This window comes from Enterococcus sp. DIV0840, from assembly GCF_050527835.1.
GTDB classification, from domain to species: domain Bacteria; phylum Bacillota; class Bacilli; order Lactobacillales; family Enterococcaceae; genus Enterococcus_L; species Enterococcus_L ureasiticus.
Map to the genome: position 1 here is coordinate 2,478,330 of NZ_CP172876.1, position 19,398 is coordinate 2,497,727.

Consider the following 19,398-nt stretch of genomic DNA (forward strand, 5'->3'; position numbering starts at 1 on the left):
TAAGATATGATAGCATAAATCAAGTGAAAATGCGAACATTGGATTTGAAAAGATTTGATAATTAAATGAATTCTTATGGTATACTAAAAGATGAAAATCAATTGCTGCTTCTTTGAAATCAGCAGTAAAAAATGGAGGGAATTTCATGCTGGAACAAATTTTATTAGGGACTTATACACGTAGAGAAAGTAAAGGAATTTATCAGATTACACTAGATACTGAGAAAGAAACACTTACTGACGCAACTTTATTAGTAGAAGAAACTAGCCCGACATACTTAGCGATCGATCAAAAAGGTGACTTATTCAATGTTACCTCTGTTGATGGTGAAGGTGGCATGGCTGCTTACAAAAACAACGACGGACACTTTGATTTGATCAATAAAGTAACCGAAGCTGGCGCTCCTCCATGTTATGTAGCGATTGACGAAGAAAAACAACTGGTTTTTGGTGCGAATTATCATCAAGGAATCGTTCATGTTTATCGCATTTTAGCTGATGGACATTTAGAAGATACAGATAAGATCGTCCATGATGAAGCAACTGGTCCTCATGAAAATCAAGACAACGCGCATGTTCATTACACTGATTTAACTCCAGATCGCCGTTTAGCGGTTTGTGATCTTGGAACGGATCGAGTTTATACGTATGATGTTAGCGAAGATGGTAAATTATCTGAGGTTGCTCAATATGTTGCAGAACCTGGAACCGGTCCTCGTCACTTAGTTTTCCATCCCAATAATCAATTTGCTTATCTGTTTGGTGAATTAGACAGTACAGTGACTGTTTTAGCTTATAATGCAGCCGATGGTTCATTTGAACAAGTTCAAAAAGTATCGACTTTACCTGATGGATTTAATGAATTTAATGGTGGTGCCGCGATTCGTATTTCGGCTGATGGCCGTTTTGTCTACGCATCAAACCGTGGTCATGATTCGATTGCCGTTTTCGCCACATCAGAAGATGGTCGTAAAGTGGAACGTGTACAATTGATTTCTACAGAAGGCGACATTCCAAGAGATTTTGATTTGGATCCAACTGGAAAATTTGTAGTTGCAGCGAATCAAAATACAGATAATTTAACGCTTTATCGTCGTGATGAAAAAACTGGTCTTTTAGAGATGATTCAAAAAGATGTTTACGCACCAGAATGCGTGTGTGTTTATTTTAAATAGAACAATGAAAAAAGTGACGCAAAACTATTAAGTTTTTGCGTCACTTTTTTCATTCTCATATTTCCTAACTTCTGCCTTTGACTCCTGAATCTTGTGTAGTGTTTGCAAAGCGTATTATTGTTACATTTTGACAATCCAATTGTGAGTAGTTGAGACAAAGACTAATTTCAACCACACTTTAATAATAGGTAATACTTCCTAATGGTACTGACTTTTTAGCCCCAGTTGCACTTGGTACATTACCTGGACAATGCTGTAAAGTTTGATTGGCTAAAACAGCCATCGCGATTGCTTCTTTGGCTTCTGAGGAAAAACCAATTTCCTCTTGAATCAGCACAACAACTTCTGGATGCTCAGCTTTGATCATTGTAATCAAGGTTTGATTATAGCTTCCACCACCTCCAACGATCAGTTCTGTTTCACCATGGATGAACGGTTGAACTGCTTTGGCGATCGATTTAGCGGTAAACTTTGTTGCGGTGGCGATTAGATCTTTTGGCTCAAGTGACCATTTTTCTAATAGTGCTGTCATAAATTGTTTGCCAAAATCCTCACGTCCAGTTGTTTTTGGATAAGGTTTTTGAATATAAGGATGCGCCATCAAATCTTCTAGCAACGCTTGATTTACTTTCCCTTGACTAGCGTACTCACCATTTTTATCATACTCTTGATTGTAGAAATACAAACATAGTTCATTCATAATCACATTGCCTGGTCCTGTATCAAAAGCGATCATATCTGTTATTTTTCCAGATTTAGGAATCACCGTGACGTTACCGATCCCGCCAATATTTTGGAGCAATCTTGTCGTTTCAGGCTTTTGATAGAGTACATATTCTGAGTAAGGAACAATGGGTGCCCCTTGACCACCAACTGCCATATCCCGTTCTCTGAAGTTCGAGACGACCGTTGTTTTCGTCCGCTCGCAAATAACTGCCGCATCACCAATTTGCAACGTCGATGCGTAAAAATCATTCCGAGCAAAAGGGATATGAAATAGCGTTTGACCGTGACTGCCGATAAAGGCTAGGTCCTCCAAAGTAATTTTTGCTTTCGCACAAACATCTAATGCAGCTTTTGCAAAGTTCTCACCTAATTCAATATTCAGCGAACAAATTTTTTCTACATCTGAGCTTTCTAACGACAAAGCTTCTCGAATTCTTTGTAGCGTCCCTTCACTAAAAGGCACCGTTAAAAAGTCGATTAGTTTAACAGATGTTGCTTCATTTTTGACTGAGATTTCCACCAATGCCGCATCAATTCCATCTAGAGAGGTACCTGACATTAATCCAACTGCATAAACCATGTTTTCCCACCTCTACTCTATTATTGTTCAACTTCATGAAAAGCAAATTTCTGCCATGGTCTTAAATAAGGTAACAATACTCTGTCCGACTCTGTGATTTTGCCTACAACATTTGATTTGCCAGAGTTTTCCATCGGTAATAATGCCACTTGTAACTCCCCTGCATAATGGGCATATAACGATGTTTCTACGATAATATCTCCTGTTTCCATGTTGACAGTATTAAAAGGCGTAAATTCATGTCCTTTGTATTTTACTCGGCTTTGCGTTGAACGTACAACATAATCAGAGATGTCTCCACGATTAAAGTGGAACTCCTCTAAAATAATTTTTCTTTCCACTTCTGGCGTTTCAGGCTCAATCACACAATCAAACGTTAAACGATAAGGATCGATTTCGCTCAAAGCTTTTAACTCCTCGTCTGAAGCAAATGCATTGGCAATGATCACATCATCAATCACGTTTGTTGCCCATAAATGTTTGGCTTGTGTTGTGATTGGCCATGTTCGATGCATTTCTAATGTACACAGCCCTTCTTCTACTGGCCACGGACCAATCGTTGCTGTGGGAGAATTAACAAATGCTGCAGTGCGAATGCCATGTTCTTTATACACTTCGGTCGTCGCAAAGAAATGATCGTAGCTTAATCCTGTATAACGATGTGGATAAAAATTATGGCAGCCTAATAGTTTATCTGGATTTGCTTGATAGCTTAGAATATTTTCTAAGTAGCGTGTTCCAGAGCTGATGTTTAACTCAATTTCCAAGCCTTGTTGATTGAATGTCATGATCGATTCTTCATTTCCAGTAAAGCCCATATCTAAACGAATCCCATCCGCTCCGATTTCTTTAAAAAATGAGAGATCATCATAACTAATCCCTAATTCGCCGAAAACCTTAGGGCTAACATCGGCAATCACTTCCATACCTAACGCTTTTCCATAAAAAATCGTTTCTGTAAATTCTTTTACGATCTGCTCTTTGTCTTCATCAACAGATAGCAAACAAGTAAAAACACGTTTAAAATTATATTTCGCCGCTAAGTCCATATAGGCTTTGATCTCGGCTACACTGCTATGATTTGGGTAAACTGAAATGCCTAATTTTCTCATTGATTCTGCTCCATTCTATTTTGTTCTACGAGTAAACGGCTACTTTCAAAAAAGACAACAGCTAATAAACCGCTGATGCCATAAATTGTTTGTTTGATTATTTCTGGCATCGTTGGAAATAATAAGCTTGGAACTAACGCAATCAAAAAAACGGAACAACCGATCAGCCAGCGATTAGGCAGTAGGTTCTTCTTTTTTAGATAATGTGTCAGTAACAAACCGATGATGATAAATAAAATACTTGCTGTCAAAAACACGATTTTGGTCATTTTTTTAGCCTCCTAACTTGTACTTTAAAAGAAACGATGGAACGAAAATCCATTAAATGACCTTCTCGTTCCAATCGTTTTCTATCTGAACAACTCAAACTATTTTGCGATAGCGTGCTCTTTTTCTAATTCATTATTATCATAAATCATGACAAATGGATAATAAATCACCACTGAAATAATGATCAAAACAACGTTTAACACAGCGGCCCGCCAATCTCCACCTGTAGCTAAATATGCGCCAATCGGCCCAGGCAATGTCCAAGGAGCGGTAAAGATCACACGATTCACTAAGCCAAGTTGCGTCGCAAACCAAGCAATCGTTGCTGTAACCATCGGTGTTAAAATAAATGGAATAATTAAAATCGGATTCAGCACGATCGGTGTTCCGAAAATCAACGGTTCATTGATATTGAAAATCGCTGGTGCTAAAGTCGCTTTACCAAGTTTTGATGCAAATTGAGATTTTGTTTTAAAGGCTAATAATAACGCCAAACCAATCGTACAACCTGACCCACCGATCCAGATAAACCATTGATAAAAAGGTTCAGCTGCAATATTCGGTAACTCTTTGCCAGCTGCCATCGCCGCAGTATTTCCATCTAATAATTGCAACCATAATGGTCGAGCTAAAGAACCTACGATCGATACACCATGAATCCCAAAAGACCAAAAGAACGTAATCATGAAAATCAGTAATAACACACTTGGTAAACTATCTGCCGCACTTACTAAAGGGCTTACAATTTTAGAAATCGTTGAATGCCAATCAAACCCAATAAAGTACGTTAGTGTAGAAATTCCTAAAATAACGATCAATGTCGGAGTCAATGTTTCAAAAGATCTCGCCACAGCTGGTGGTACTTGTTCTGGCATCGTGATTTTGAACCTTGATTTATCCGTGATACGATAAATTTCCACAGCCAAAATCGATGTAATGATCCCAACAAACATACCACCGCCACCTAAGTTAGCCATCGGCAATACAAACCCAGCAGTACCAGCCGCATCTAATGCTTCTGCGGGAATATTCACTGGCACAAATGTCAAAAGAAAGGCAATCGTTGCTAAAATACCACCTGAAATAACGTCTAAATTATATGTTTTAGATAAACTTGCCCCAATACCAAACGTTGCGTAAAGAGTCATGATGTACATCGTCATACGGTACGGCAATAAAATCGTCGCTGCATTTGACGTTAAAAATTGTGTAACACCCCAATCTGCCGGAAGTGGCGGAAAGGCAATGATCAAGAAAAACGAACCAATAATAATCAATGGCAATGTCGCGATGATCCCATCTCTGATCGCACGTAAATGGCGCTGATTCGCCAATTTTGCCATTGGACCTGCTAAATGCTCTTCAATAAACTCAGTAAACTTTTTCAATGTATTCATCTCCTATTTTACATTTAAAGTATTTATAAAAGCCCTTACAAAATACAAATTAAAACTAACACTTGAATAACCACATAATTGCATGAATGCATTTCCTCTTTATTTGATTCACTAAACGAAACAATAATTACGAATTTATTTAAACAGCTTTAATGCTATTTCCCTCCTATTTTTTCATTTTCCGTTTTTACTGTTCGTTTCGTACTCAAAACACGTCGATAATCAGATTTTCTTCTCGTCGACAACCCCATCATACAGTTAAAGAACTTTTTTTTCAACATTTTTATATAAAAAACGAAATAAAATTTCAAAAAACTTGAGAATAAATCGGATAAAGTTCATTTATTCATACTAATTAACGGAATTACATTAAAAATATAGAACTTCGTTTGAAATTAAATTTCTATACGTTGTTAAAAATAAAAAACGAACAGCAGATTTTTAGCTTGCCGCTCATTTTTAGTTTTTTTTATCCGTATAAACTTTATACAGCCTCAATGATTTACTTTTAACTTCATACTTAAGCACTAACTATCTGGGCATATCCTATTTTCCACTTCTTCTTCGATTTTCTTTTTACAAACTAATTCCCATTGTTTCATTGTGACGTAAAAAATTGCATAACTAGGACTTGTACTTGTCATTTTCTAAAAACATAAACGCTTCACTTTACTAATTATTTTCGATTAGACTAAAAAAACCTGTCAAAAATCCTGACAAGCTCTTAGCTATACTACGATTTTACATATGTTACTTTATTTGCCAACTCGCTTGCTGCAAACTGATTTGCTTCAAAAAATAATTTGGTCATTTTTTCATTCTTTAGTCGAATGACGATATGCGGTGATTTTTTGAATGAGATAAAACTTGTACTGATCCTAGCTAGATTCCAGTTGCTAGTGATCGTAAAATAGCGGATATCTTCATATATCAGGACTTTCTTTCGATTAAAATGAACCAGCTCCAAGCCGTTCTCATACAAATACAGCCCATCTTTTCCAAAGACAAATTGAAAAATTGCTAATACTGTAAAAAACGCGCCACCGATCAACCCCATCTGCATGCCAAGTCGATCGACATCGGCAAAAATAATCAATCCAAAACACAGTGCGACTGGAAATAAAAAGAACACGCCCAACATGTTTCCTCTGCGATACGCATTAGAATATAACCTTCCCAACTCCATTTATTTTCTCCTTTTTTCTTTATTTGTACCTCTTTTATCGTATCATTTTTGGGTGGGTAGAAAAAGAATGAATTTATTGACATTTCGTGGAGAGGGTCAAAAAAAGTTTTGTTATTTTATCTTATATATAAGGGAGCTGTTTTTGATGTTATTTAATGGGTGGAAATGCCGAATTTCGTTGCGGTGGGTGGTGTCTTTCGGTATAATAAAATGTGTAGGATAGAAATAAAGATCGTTGATCGTTTGAGGTCAATGGATTTAGAAAGATAAATAAAAATTGGCACTTCAATCGTTCGGCGGCAACCTTACGATCGAAGCCTTGTTAAGACGCCCAAAGCTGTCCAAACAAGTTTCCAATAGCGCTAGCAACATGTACTAGCTTCTTTATTGTACCTAAAATAGGTTGGGATTTCTAGGGAATCTTTGCTTTTTTCGGTGATGATTGGTTGTTGTGTATATGAGATTAGACTATTGTCGACGGTATTGGGCATCTGCTCAATGCCGTTTTTTTCTGTCCTACAACTATTTTTGAAAGGAGGAATATTTTAAGAATCGATGAAAAACTGGATAAAACAAAAAGGCACTTCACCATTTGGCGGCAACCGAATGATGAAGCCTTGAATAGACACCCAAAGCATGTCTACACAAGTTGCCAATTTGCTAGTACCGAAGCACTAGCTTCTTTATTGTACCTAATTTTCTTTTGAAATTCTAGTTGGTTTTGGGAATTTCTTGGGATTGATGGTTGTTTAGGAGTGAATTGTGGGTTGGGTTTGGCTGATTGATGACGGTATTGACTGGTTCGGTATCGTTTTTTGTTTTACTCTGGGAGAAGGCGTTATAAATACCGCAAGGCTTTGAAAGTCGTTTTTAGCTCTGGGTTATGGGTTTGCCTCGTCAATGCGTATATAGAGAAAGAGTCGCTGAAGCACGAAATTCAGCGGGAAAACTGGTGGGAGAAGTTGGGTTTGGGCTTGGGTTTCGTTTGGCGCTTATCGGCTTTTCTCCGCCTTATTTGAAGGAGATCAGGAGAATGGATAAACAAGGACAGAATTTAAAGGCGGTTACGTATCAGGATATTGTTGAGTTACGGGATTTTATGGAGAAGATGGCTTCTTGGCAGGAGCCTTTGGCGATTTTGGATCATTTTTTTCAGTTTCGGTCTGGGCCGATCAATAAGGAACGGATTGTGAAGGAGTATTATGCGCGGGCGCAGATGTTTCATGCTTTTTATAAGGATTATAATCGGTTGATTGAGTTGGGGGATGAATTGGTGATGGAGATGGTTAGGGCTGAGAAGGTTGGGACTGGGTTTGAGGTTAGGAAAATGGATTTGGAATAGATTGCGTATGTTATAAAAGAGGATGGAGATGATCCATCCTCTGAATGTTGCTTTATTCCCTGTTTAAAATGGTCGCTGCTTCGTTTTCACTATATTCTATTTTGTCATTTTTTATTATTTCTCGGTTATCCATTCCTTGAGGAACAAATCTGAATACAGCAAACGTTGCTTCGGTATTTTGAAGATTTAGGATTCTGTATAGACTACTATTCATGCGAATTACATCACCTTTTTGACAATCTTTATGGGATTTTTTACCGTCTGCTATTGTTTCAACTCTAATTTGTCCATCGGTTATTACTAGTATTTCTTCGATGCTTTGATGGGTGTGCCATCCTTGGGTTGTGTTTCCTGGGACTGAGTTTAGATGGATTTCGAATTCGGGAAAGATGTAGTAATTTACGTTTGTTCCGTCTTCTTTTTTGGCGAAAATGGAGTCGTTTTTTGTCATTATTTCTATGAGGTTGTTTAGCATTTTAGTGTGCAGTCCTTTCAGATTGAATAAATTAAGTATATCCATATTTTTGAGTAGGCTTATGTATATGTATTAAGAGGATGGAAACAATGTTCCGACCCTCTTAAGATTATTTTTGCTTTATGAAAATTAAAACAATAAAATTCTCACCTCAAAATGATACTAAAAAATCTATTCTAAGTTATTCCCTATATCATTAAATTCATAAGGAATAACACCAAAGATTCCGACTTTGTTTTCCGAAACTATCATACCTAAACCAAGTATCTGGTTTACTCCTTTTTTTATTCTATGCAGAATCCCAATTGGAATTTTATATTTCAAATTAAATCTAGCGGCTTCTACATCACTTTTCTTCCTGTTATCTTTCTTACTACTCTGAGGTCGCATATTAATGGATTCAAATGTGCCTTTATCTTCATTCAATCCATTAATTTGATGGCCATAGTTCTCGTCCTTTTCAGTGGCTTGGTAGGATAACATAAAGTTTTTTCCTTTAGGTTTATAAAATCCTCTTATCAAATCATGCATTATATGATTGGTAGCAACATATTTATCAGGTAAGACTCTCTGTTTATCAACACCTTTTATTTGTTCTTTGCCATAAATTACTTGTCCTTTCAACGCTTGAAATTTGAATAAAATCTGTCTATGTGTTTCTTCATCCATGAAAAAATCAACTCCTGATTTATTTATCTCTAATTGTTGAATTATATTTTTTAGATTTGACTCAGCAACTTTCTTTCTTAGCTCACATTCCCAAATAATTAATATATTCCAGCCTAAATCTTCTAGTTTTTTATAAACTTAATTGTCTCTTTCAACATTATGAGCTAATTTTTTTGACCAATATTGTTGATTTGACTTAGGTAATCTGAATCGAGAACACCCCTGGTGGCAATGCCAAAAGCAACCGTTAACAAAAATTACTGTATTGTATTTTTTTAAAACAAGATCTGGTTTACCTGGAAGTTCTTTCACATTTTTTCGGTAGCCAATTTTATTGGAGTAGAGAAATTTTCTAACAATTTCTTCCGGTTTACTATCAGTACTTCTGATTTTAGACATGTTCCAACTACGCTTTTCTTTCGATAGATGATCAGTCAATTTTGCTTTCACCTCCCGAACTATAAATTTTGTTTAATTAAATAATACTTTTAAAGTAAGTCATCTGGTAAATTTCTTATTTTGGGCTTTTGAAAATTATTCTGAGTAAAAGCATCTTCTATTTTCTCTTGGATATCAATTTTCCAATTTTCGAATGCATTTGTCTCAGCTAGCTCAATTTTAAAGTTTTGATTGTCTATTTTTACAATTTTTAAAGAGTCCACGCCTAACTCGATTAATCTATCCATAGTCAAGAGTTGCCTAGCATTTAAGTCAAATACATCATGTAGAATCCACTTACCTAGAATACTCTGAGGATTAGTTTGCAAACTTTTACCATTATCTTGGGTAATGATAGCATTAATTATTTTCCCGTCAGGTAAATGTAAATTAAAATAGTCTGAATCATTTCTTTCTACTTTATCTAGCGCATTAAATCCAAAAAAATTGGGGAATACATGATGAATCCAAGCAGGAATCGGAACGTAAGCTTCAAAATCAGGTCTGTTAGTATTAGAACCTTTATTTTTAGGTGCTGCATTCCAAGCATTAAATCCAGACTTTTCATTAACTTTCCAGTCACTATCAGAATAAATAGGCAAATAAATAGTTTCTTCGACTTGTGGTTGTTCGAATGGACTGGGCAGTTGAATCATCTTTATCAATTCAAAAGGATCATCAAATTGAAGTATCGGGACCTTTGTTATAATTTGTGGTGCAGATGCATCAAATTCTTCAAGTAGAACGCTTTTACTAACATAAAATTTATAATTTCTTAGACCATCTGTATACGAAAAAGTTTTACCATCTGATTTAATTAACTCTAAAGAATCTAACTGTACTAAGTCATAATTAGTTTCAACTATGTTCATCTCATTATTATTTCTAGTGACGTAATGATATACGTCTCGTTTTGTATTATAAAGTCTCTTATCTAGCAATATTCTGTCATTTCTCAACTGAGATACTTTTCGTATAACCTCTTCTGGAGATGATTGATCAATCAAGGGGCGGATTTCAATTGGTGCTAATTTATTAAATTCCGCCACTTTTTGATATGTTTTATCGCGAGTATGTATCCATGTTTTTAATCCAACTCCTATATTTTCACCATTAAATTTAGCTAAAGCATCAAATGCTGAATCTTTTCTAGTTAAATCTTCTACATTGAAGACTCTAGAGTAAAGTTGCTCATGGTTTCTATAATATAAATATGGTTTTTTAGCATTAGCTCCTTCTTGGTTATCTTTAAATAATCCAGACAAAGCTCCAAAGATTTTAAGAAATTCAATATAGTTTTCTTGTTCTTCTTTAGAAAAGTTTTTCCAAATAATTCCATTCATAAAAAATCTCCTACCTTTTATTTTTTACACCTTAATTAATATATTTAATACAAATTAATCATATCACTTTATTTTATAAAAAAAAGAGGTACCTTAGCACCTCTTCATATAAATATTAAAAATTTGCATTAATAGAATAAAATTCATGTTGTCCATTTCGTTTTACTAATCTAGTATATTCTTCATCGGATAATAGTGGTAATTCAGAGTTATTAGTTGTGTACTGAACAGCTTCTTGATAGGTATCGAAATACCTTTCAACAAATGATTCTCCCCAGCTTCTTTCATACATTTTTGTATAAATTAAAGCAAATTTACCATTTTTTCTATCATTTAAAACTTCTGTACCTTGTATAGCTCGTCCAATATTATTTGCAATTCTCTCTATGACTGGGACTACTACACTGTTTCCAGCTTGTTTATACAATTGTCCATCAGCAATCTCAGGAAGCACATATTTATCAGGATATCCTTGGATATTAAATGTTTCGCGAGGCGTGAGTTTTCTTATACCGGTGTCGGATAAAATCAAAGGTACATTATGACCGCCCATTCCCATGTTTGCAGTTAGTGTCGGAACAACTCCATTTTTATTTTCTCGTACATACTGTCTTCTCCATTGATAAACTGTATCTTGACTAACAATCTCTTTTTCTAATTCATCATAGAACGTCGGATTTTTTTCTTTATTATAATAATACTTTTCATCCACTTTTAGTTTAAAATCAATGTATTTTGTTAATGGATTGGTTAATTCAATTTTTGAAGGAAACTCAAAACGATCATAAGCTTCTTTCGAAAGAAATCCTACTATATAGATACGCTCTCTATTCTGAGGTATATTACCATAATCTTTTGCATTTAAGACTTTCCATTTAACATAATAACCATTTTGTTCGAGTCCTTCACGAATAACCTTAAACGTATTCCCATGGTCATGCGTAACCATATTTTTTACATTTTCTAAAAAAACCACTTCAGGTTTTTTATGAACAATTATTCTTAATGTTTCGAAAAACAAACTTCCTCTATCATCTTCGAAACCTTTTCTATAGCCAGCAACACTAAATGGCTGGCAAGGAAAACCAGCAAGAAGGACATCCGCATTGGGTATTTTTTCTACATCAACATCTCTAATATCTTTTAACTCTACTTTTGAATCGAAATTTTTCTCATATGTTGATTTAGCATTTTTATCAAACTCATTTGCATAAACCACGTCAAACTTTCCTGATTTCTCAAAACCAAGATCAATTCCTCCAACTCCAGCGAAGAAACTTATGACTTTTTTAGTTTTGCTCATAATCATTCCCCTTTACTAAAATTACTAGGCAATTATAACATAAATTGAAGTGAAAGTGGGAAATAAACCAAACGTATTTTCGTATTAATTTTCATCTCTATTTAGCCACTTTTGATGTTTCATTACATACACTGTATATATATATATGATTTTTAAGATTTTATAATATCCTTTTTATGGAATTTCCTACAGATAAATTTTACTCTATTTTAATCTCTCGAAAAATTCTCATAGATGTTCCTGATAAGCACAAAAAACTGATACCCTTTTAGCTTATATCACCTTCACTAAGTACATATAACTAAAACTTTATTTTTTTCAATATATCTATAAGCCTTTATCCTCTTAACTGGCAAGACAACACCTATAAAAAATATGAACAGTACAGTAAAAAAAATTGAGGTAAGAAGCAATAACAACGAATACTTTTTAAAATAAATGGGAAGAAACGAAATTACTAACATAACAAAAAGAAAAATAATTAGTAGAAAATTTTTCCACATTTGTTTTTTTCCTTTAATAAGATACGCTTTTAGTTCATCTTCGCTAACGTTAGTTAGATAATTTAATTTATTTTTATCACTATTAGCAATCTTATTTATTAACAGATTAAAGAAAGTACCTCCTAAACAACCAATAACTAAAATTAGTGCTATTAAAGTAACAGGACTCAAAGAAGATTTAAAAAGTACATGTCCAAATACATAATAAATAGTCACTCCTAAAAATCCTGACAATACCGTTGATCTATAAGAAGTCATCTCAATTTCAACTACTACTAATTTTTTTGTTACTATATCTAAAAATATACTCTTTTCCCCTGCTTCACCATTATATACAGCAACATATCGTTTCCACATTTTAGCTACTCACCCCTTAACTCGAAAACATTCTCTAAATGCGACAAATGTATCTATCAATAACTATTTAACGGCTACCTCTTTTAATATATTTTGTATTTCCCTGTATCTATTGATAGATGATTAGTCAATAGAAATAATAAAAACAACATCATAAAACATAAAGAGATAATCCAATGGCCTTCCGTTATCACAAGAAGAAATCCCGCTATAATCACTAATGATAGAAACATAAAGTACACACCTAATTTTTTTAAAGTATCAACTAACGCAACTGGTCTCACCTTAATTTGAGTAACAGACAATTCATCATATTTAATTCTTTTCCGCATGGATTTCTTTGATTGAAAAGACCAAAATACTCGAATTATCAAGGCTGGAAATAGTGATATAAGTAACAGCATAAATATGTAATGACTTGATGGAATCATCATAATTGTATTTCCAATTTCAATAATTTGGCTCTTTTTTAGACTTGATGAAGCATAAAAAAGAGTTAATAAATTCGGTAATACTATATTAAAAATTAAAATCATTAGTACGATTAAAATGCTGCTTAACACTTTTCTATTTTTAGTTTCAACTCAATGAACTAGTAAATCTTCAGCTTGGCTTTTATTTAAGATATAAGCTTTTTGTGGCATTAGCCAATTTAATCCGAAAAAGAAGAAACCTAACACTGAACTATCTTTGTCAATTAAATAGTAATTTGATTGAGAACATATTATTTTATAACGATTATTTTTATAGATTTGTTTTATCGTTACACTATTCAGTTTTATCACGTCCACCCCATTTAAAAACTGTTTAACTTTGTTTTAGGAGAAGTCCAATCATTGATGCTCTGTATAGAGGAAGGGTCAACAACCATAAAGTTATTAACCCTTCTTAGCACGTTCAATTCTTCCAATATTTTAGTTTTTTCCTCGAAACTTTTATTTTTGAGATATGATCACCTGTGCCACTTTCAGGACTAAAAATGGATTATCTTAGTCATTATTCTCCATACCATTCTTCTTTATAATACCCATATATTTCTCTAAATTCTTCTGAATATTTCGTTACTAATTTATTTTGAATTCTTAAATCAGCTTTGAAGCTGATATAAGTAGGTATCAAAGAAATAATTATCATAAAAAATGCCCCCGCAATTACGATTAACGTCATGCTTATACCTAAACCATTTATTGAGTCATTTATACTGCCTTTATCTATCCAACTTTTATTTATTCTATATAGCTGAACAATTACTATTCCTAAAATCATTACTATTCCAGCTATTTTTATCAAGAGAGAAAGATTCTTATTGGTTTTATACTCTTTTTCAAACGTTACATTAATATACTCTATTAACATATTCTTTTCCACGGCATAATATAGATATAGACAAGTAGGCACATAGATAATTATAGTAACCAAATTAATAATATAATTAGAATCTACAGTTCCTATGGAACCACAAATATAAGATAAAAATAAAATTTTCAAACTAGAATATATAAACTCTTTGTAACCATAGTTTTTAAAATAGTGTCTACTTTTAAAATATGAAAATAGTGCTATTAAAATAAAGCTTATGGCTGTTGTTACTGCTATAGTTCTAGAGAATAAAGTTGTTACTATGTTATCTTTAGCACTTGTATAAGACACTATCATCATAATAGGCATAAATAAGCTTATGACTAAAAAACCTATCTTTTTTAATCTAATTGGAAATTTTGCATCAGAATTTCCTTTAATTAAATAGTCAATTTTATTTCGATCTATTTTGACGTACGCTTCTTCAAAACTGATGTTGTTAACATAGTCCTCTATTTTTTTCATAAATCCGCCTACTTAATTTATTTTACCACTTAGGTAATCCTGTATTAAAATCTCCAGTATCAACACGACCATTTTGTTTCCCAAACCAGTCTTCTTTTATTGCTCCAAAATTTCCACTTTCCAAATTTTCATGTCTTCTATCATAAATTTCATATTGTTCATTTATCCATTTGTCAATATCCTTTTTACTAACCCAAGTATGCCAGTCATCACTGTTTTTAATTATTGGTATTTTATTTAGTAGAGGTATATCGGATATTCCACCACCTTGTAAAAAATAATTCATTGTACCGGAGATAGCTCCTGGAATGAATCCGTATTGTGCCCCTTCTAAAGGACCAATTGATGCAAAAAATTTATTTTGACCACCATACAACGCTTTACTAATATCTCCGTAAGCTGGACTATCAGGATTGATATATTCATTGTATGCTAAGCTGCCTATACTAAAGCCATCTCCTGCTACCCCTACAACTTCTCCAACTGCTTTGTATTTCTTTAAAAAGTCGGCTACTTTTCCTAGCTTTTTAAACTTATTGAATCCTATTTTTGTTCCTGCGATAAGGGCTTCTCCCGCTGATGATTTGGATAATAGATTGGTCATATGACCGATAGGTGCTAATACCTCCCAACCCTTATCACTCAAATTTATCAACACTCCATATACTTTAGCTTGCACATCTATGGATTGATCAATCAAATATAGACCAAATTTTGGATTATTTAAAATTTTTGTTGCCAAATCTTTAGGTAACTTATTCCAACTTTCTTGCGCTATGAAGATATCCAATACAGCATCCTGTATACCTTTAGGTAATTTTTCCGAATCTAAGAATGTAATAAGGTACTCAAATAGACGGTTGTTATTCTTTACTTTCTCAATTGCTGCCATTGGATTTTTAGAATACAGATCATTGATTTCTTTCATTGCCTTTTCTAAAGCCGTTTTTTCCATTTTATCTATATCATTAGAATTTTTTAAAGAATTAAACCAACTAAGATCAACACCTTTAGGTAATTGATAGGTCCCATCACTATTGACTATCGTATTATTCAATACTGTTACACCCTGCATAGAAATTTTCATATCATTCAAGCTATTGCTAAAAAGTCCATTTGTTTGTGAAGAAAATTGTTGTAGTTTCTCTAGCTTCTTCTCTAATTCTCGAATATCCTCTTCAAAATCATTCGACATACGAGTCAAGCTTGACTGAACATTTAATAACGCATCTAAGACTTTAGCGACTGGATTATTTCTAGATAATGCTCTTGCTACTGCTGCAGAAGCATCCACAGAAGCTTTCATTGCTTTTTTAGTTGCAATTTGTTGGTTTAATTTGTCCTCATCTAGCGTTCCTTCTGATGAAACTAAAAGATCTGCTGATACGTAAGTTTGCAATTCGCTTTCAATAGTATCGATGGCAGAGGTTACTTTACTAATAGTTGGTAAAATTAACTCGCTAAATAATCCTTTTCCAGCTGTATAAGCTGCACCAGAAAGTGTTTTACCATCTACAGCAGAAATTACTTTTTGACTTCCTGCTTTTAACTGTTCAGAGGCTTCTTTTCCGCTTTGTAGATTTTGCTTTAGTGCAGACATTAATTGCGACGAATCGGAACTTGAATAAATTAATCCCAAGGAATTTCACCTCTCTTTTTATAAAGATCCTCAGTTTCTTTATCGAGTGTTTTTCGTTGTTCTGCATAATGATCAGATAACGTTTCTTCTGCCTCTTGTAATTGGCGTCCAAAATATCTTTCTTGTTCTTCATTTTTTCGTTGCATCCGAATACCTTCATGGTTCTTACTATGTACTGCTTCTTCATTTATCATTGCTAAGGTACGATAGCCTCGCTGTAAATCTTCTTGTAAGTTTCGTAAACTGTCTTCTATTTTTCGTTGTTCTTGTTTCAATTCATCGTTGATGTTTTCTTTTTCTGTAATCAAACGGCTGTATTTTACTCGCTCTTGATCATTTTTATTCTCCACAACATTCTCCTTAGAATTTAATTTTGCTATCCTCTATGGCGATTATTTCAGCGATTTTAGGGAATTTTTGGCTTTGCTCCTTCACGCATTCAATCAATTGTGATAGATCTGAAAGTAACTGATTATTTACTTCTGAACCTTGTTTCATGCTACTGACATTGCTTTTTCCTAAAGATACTTGTGTCCCTTTATTGACAGATACAGCATTTATACCTGAAACTGCCCCAGTAGCAACCCCAATATCTGAAGCTATATTTACCATTGTAACACTCCTTTACTTAACTTTTAGTCATGTATAATTTTATCATAGACTGAAATTCTCAGGTACTCTTATTTTATTTTCAAGTAAACGTAAGCAATCTTTATTTATGAAATCAAAATATCCTAGGAAAAGATAGTTTTTTTGGTGCTCGTCTTCTCAAATGAAAACTTCGTGAAAGGGAAAATCAATTAGAAGATGAGCGTGTGTATTTCGAATTTCTATCTGTTCAGAAAAATATCATAAAGAAAATCTGTATCAACAAAGTAGATAGACTAAGCGTACTAAGTACTTTGTATGAGTACATAGAAAAGAAATTAGAGACGTAATTACGACTGTATAAAGTCCATAGGTCCTTGATTTAAAGAACTCACTGATGATGCTATAGAAGTAGCGATAGCTTGTGCTACTGCGGAATTACTGTTTATATCCTTTGGCATCGTTTTTTCCTCCTATAATTAAAAAGTAAATGTCTAACGACTTAGTTTTTATAATAGTGTATATACTTAATTGTAATTCGTAAACAACTCAATGTAAATATATAATTTTCAAATGTTCCGTTTGCTTGCTTAAAAGGAAATTATAAAATACATTTATCAGCTTAATTATGTGTTATATTTTTAGTTTTTAAATTGATCCAAAAATATACTCTTTTTCCTGCTTCACTATTATTATATACTGCAACATATCGTTTCCACATTTTAGCACCTCCCCTCTTAACACAAAAACATTCTTTAAATGTGACAAGTATGTCAGTATGGCTACCAATTCTCGGTTATTTCTCCTTTTTACTGAAATAAAGAAATCAACTATCATGTATTTACAAATCCTAAATAGTAAATGTCTGTATTATAAAATCAGCACTATACAAATGATTACAAATAAAATTAATATTGACACTAAAAGAACAATATAATACACTTAAAATAATAAATGAAAGAATAATTAGAATTATATGAAAAAAGTTTTATGGGGAATTTCACTATTCGTTTGTTTTGGATTTGCTACAAATGTTGAGGCTCAAGAAAAGTATAAAATTAGTGAGAATAATACTAATCTGATTGAGGAACTCACCTCAGCGGAACCTGCAAATTCAGATTATATCAATAGCACTATTGATATGTATTATGAGGTACCTTCCGAAAATGATTCTAGTGAAGATTTTAATTCATTTTTAAATTCAGTTCTAGTTGAGCTAAAAAACTACGATCATAATCAAGATGAAAAATTAGAAAATCAGCTTGAATTTGCTGAGGAAAATGTTGACTTATCTTTGGATAGCAACTTACCTCCAACATCTAGAGCTTTAGTCGCAACACCTTATGATATCGCTTTAGGAGCATACGCTGCTGGAATTAAACTGGTAGAACGGAGAGGGCATTGGCAGACTGCTAATTATATGAGACGTGCTATTGTTCCAGCAAATAGAGTCAACTCAGCATATACACCAGCAACGTATTACAATACTAATGATACTTGGGCTAAAATGGTAGACAGTGAAGACTTAATGCGCTCTTACTACGGTCGTCTAAAAGCTGAAGCTTTCCGAGGAGGCAGAGCTTCAGGAACTTTCGCAGGGTCACATACGTTCACAAGTGGACATTTGCTCACAGCTTTACGAGGTGTGTCTTATACAGTGTCCTATAAACGACAAGCAAATGGAAATTACTTTACTACTGTAAAAGTTACTGATATATTTGATTTTGCTTGGGAACCAAATGGATATAGTAATAATTTTGCTGTCGGTTTTGGGAATAACTATTGCTATGCTATGCAATCTCGTGGCTATATAAAACCATATAAAATCGAAATAGTAAGATCTATGTCAAGATAAGTTAGGACAGGGGTGAGTTTTCATAAAATATAATAAGTTGCTAATCATTACACTTAGTTGTCTATTTATAGTTTTGAAAGTTGTTGGAACTTTTCTGACATTGAACTTTTTACCTATTCAAGACCCTGAAACTTTAACAATGGCAGAAAAATTTAAACTGCAAAAAGAGTTTTCTATCAATTATGACTTAGGAAATTCTATGATCTATCTAAGCAAAATATTTTTTGCAGTTTTGATAACATACTCGATATATTCATTTTATGTTTTTTGGAAAAACACTCACTCTGACAACGGTGATTTCATCAAATAAGATATTTTTTCCTCCTTTAGGTACTTCAATGTAAAGGGGGTTTTTATAAGGATCAAATTATACTATCAGAAAGTAATATAGTTGGATTGGTTAACAGTATACAGATCGGCTAAATGGTCGTTTAACAATGTTGAGGATGTACCTGAACTCTACATCTTACTGATCAAGAGCGTCGAACTTGAGGAAAGAATTGTATAATTTTGCAACAAAATTATACAAAAATAAGCCTATCGCAGTGCCATGTTAATGAGATATACTTGTTCTACACTGTGGAATGTCACTTATAAAAAAGATTTTTTTCCTATCA

At 33.5% G+C, this 19,398-nt stretch carries 20 protein-coding genes; 3 read left to right on the plus strand and 17 right to left on the minus strand.

The features are described 5' to 3' along the window. The first annotated feature begins 145 nt into the window (after positions 1-145). Complete coding sequence (locus IGL98_RS11810; protein WP_206843240.1) at positions 146-1,174, plus strand: lactonase family protein; 1,029 nt, start codon at positions 146-148, stop codon at positions 1,172-1,174. A 178-nt stretch (positions 1,175-1,352) separates the two neighbouring features. On the opposite strand, the gene anmK is transcribed toward IGL98_RS11810, so the two are convergent. From anmK to IGL98_RS11835, 5 genes are all read right to left on the minus strand, one after another. Continuing rightward, complete coding sequence (anmK, locus tag IGL98_RS11815) at positions 1,353-2,480, minus strand: anhydro-N-acetylmuramic acid kinase AnmK (RefSeq protein ID WP_206911682.1); 1,128 nt, start codon at positions 2,478-2,480, stop codon at positions 1,353-1,355. Positions 2,481-2,500: 20 nt separating this feature from the next. After that, the gene (locus tag IGL98_RS11820) at positions 2,501-3,592 is read right to left on the minus strand and encodes a DUF871 domain-containing protein (protein ID WP_206911683.1); all 1,092 of its coding nucleotides are present in this window, start codon (positions 3,590-3,592) and stop codon (positions 2,501-2,503) included. Beyond that, positions 3,589-3,861, minus strand: a complete 273-nt coding sequence (locus IGL98_RS11825; protein WP_206846390.1) for a hypothetical protein — start codon at positions 3,859-3,861, stop codon at positions 3,589-3,591. Before IGL98_RS11825 ends, IGL98_RS11820 begins: the two co-directional genes overlap by 4 nt. 99 nt (positions 3,862-3,960) lie before the next feature. Beyond that, positions 3,961-5,205: a PTS sugar transporter subunit IIC gene (locus IGL98_RS11830; protein WP_242590115.1), complete on the minus strand. Its 1,245-nt coding sequence runs from the start codon at positions 5,203-5,205 to the stop codon at positions 3,961-3,963. Positions 5,206-5,992: 787 nt separating this feature from the next. Next, the gene (locus tag IGL98_RS11835; RefSeq protein WP_206911684.1) at positions 5,993-6,445 is read right to left on the minus strand and encodes a hypothetical protein; all 453 of its coding nucleotides are present in this window, start codon (positions 6,443-6,445) and stop codon (positions 5,993-5,995) included. A 1,033-nt stretch (positions 6,446-7,478) separates the two neighbouring features. Between IGL98_RS11835 and IGL98_RS11840 the strand changes: the two genes are divergently transcribed. Beyond that, positions 7,479-7,787, plus strand: coding sequence for a hypothetical protein (locus tag IGL98_RS11840; RefSeq protein ID WP_206911685.1), 309 nt, complete (start codon positions 7,479-7,481; stop codon positions 7,785-7,787). Positions 7,788-7,839: 52 nt separating this feature from the next. On the opposite strand, the gene IGL98_RS11845 is transcribed toward IGL98_RS11840, so the two are convergent. The 12 genes from IGL98_RS11845 to IGL98_RS11900 all read right to left on the minus strand — a co-directional run bounded on the left by IGL98_RS11845 (position 7,840) and on the right by IGL98_RS11900 (position 16,950). Continuing rightward, positions 7,840-8,262 carry a cupin domain-containing protein gene (locus tag IGL98_RS11845; RefSeq protein WP_206911686.1) on the minus strand — a complete coding sequence of 141 codons (423 nt, stop codon included), beginning with the start codon at positions 8,260-8,262 and terminating at the stop codon, positions 7,840-7,842. Positions 8,263-8,433: 171 nt separating this feature from the next. Further along, on the minus strand, positions 8,434-8,931 hold the full coding sequence (locus tag IGL98_RS11850; protein WP_206911687.1) for a hypothetical protein: 498 nt from the start codon (positions 8,929-8,931) through the stop codon (positions 8,434-8,436). A 138-nt stretch (positions 8,932-9,069) separates the two neighbouring features. Beyond that, the gene (locus IGL98_RS11855) at positions 9,070-9,369 is read right to left on the minus strand and encodes a very short patch repair endonuclease (protein WP_206911688.1); all 300 of its coding nucleotides are present in this window, start codon (positions 9,367-9,369) and stop codon (positions 9,070-9,072) included. Between the two features lie 50 nt (positions 9,370-9,419). Further along, positions 9,420-10,712 (minus strand): restriction endonuclease PLD domain-containing protein, encoded by a 1,293-nt coding sequence (locus tag IGL98_RS11860; protein ID WP_206911689.1) that lies wholly within the window; start codon positions 10,710-10,712, stop codon positions 9,420-9,422. A 115-nt stretch (positions 10,713-10,827) separates the two neighbouring features. After that, entirely contained in the window at positions 10,828-12,021 is a 1,194-nt protein-coding gene (locus IGL98_RS11865; protein ID WP_206911690.1) for a DNA cytosine methyltransferase, read from the minus strand. A gap of 281 nt (positions 12,022-12,302) precedes the next feature. Further along, positions 12,303-12,875 (minus strand): hypothetical protein, encoded by a 573-nt coding sequence (locus IGL98_RS11870; protein ID WP_206911691.1) that lies wholly within the window; start codon positions 12,873-12,875, stop codon positions 12,303-12,305. 83 nt (positions 12,876-12,958) lie between these two features. Next, positions 12,959-13,411, minus strand: coding sequence for a DUF443 family protein (locus IGL98_RS11875; protein ID WP_430604718.1), 453 nt, complete (start codon positions 13,409-13,411; stop codon positions 12,959-12,961). 48 nt (positions 13,412-13,459) lie between these two features. Continuing rightward, the gene (locus IGL98_RS11880) at positions 13,460-13,666 is read right to left on the minus strand and encodes a DUF443 family protein (RefSeq protein ID WP_430604720.1); all 207 of its coding nucleotides are present in this window, start codon (positions 13,664-13,666) and stop codon (positions 13,460-13,462) included. A 205-nt stretch (positions 13,667-13,871) separates the two neighbouring features. Beyond that, a complete protein-coding gene (locus IGL98_RS11885; RefSeq protein ID WP_206911692.1) occupies positions 13,872-14,699 on the minus strand; it encodes a hypothetical protein in 828 nt (275 codons plus the stop codon). A gap of 22 nt (positions 14,700-14,721) precedes the next feature. Further along, positions 14,722-16,338: a T7SS effector LXG polymorphic toxin gene (locus IGL98_RS11890; protein ID WP_206911693.1), complete on the minus strand. Its 1,617-nt coding sequence runs from the start codon at positions 16,336-16,338 to the stop codon at positions 14,722-14,724. Continuing rightward, positions 16,329-16,688: a hypothetical protein gene (locus IGL98_RS11895; RefSeq protein ID WP_206911694.1), complete on the minus strand. Its 360-nt coding sequence runs from the start codon at positions 16,686-16,688 to the stop codon at positions 16,329-16,331. The genes IGL98_RS11890 and IGL98_RS11895 overlap by 10 nt, the downstream gene beginning before the upstream one ends. 10 nt (positions 16,689-16,698) lie before the next feature. Continuing rightward, positions 16,699-16,950 carry a hypothetical protein gene (locus IGL98_RS11900; protein WP_069646752.1) on the minus strand — a complete coding sequence of 84 codons (252 nt, stop codon included), beginning with the start codon at positions 16,948-16,950 and terminating at the stop codon, positions 16,699-16,701. A 952-nt stretch (positions 16,951-17,902) separates the two neighbouring features. Here IGL98_RS11900 and IGL98_RS11905 point away from each other — a divergent pair. Further along, a complete protein-coding gene (locus tag IGL98_RS11905; RefSeq protein WP_206911695.1) occupies positions 17,903-18,781 on the plus strand; it encodes a hypothetical protein in 879 nt (292 codons plus the stop codon). The last annotated feature ends 617 nt before the right edge of the window (positions 18,782-19,398 follow it).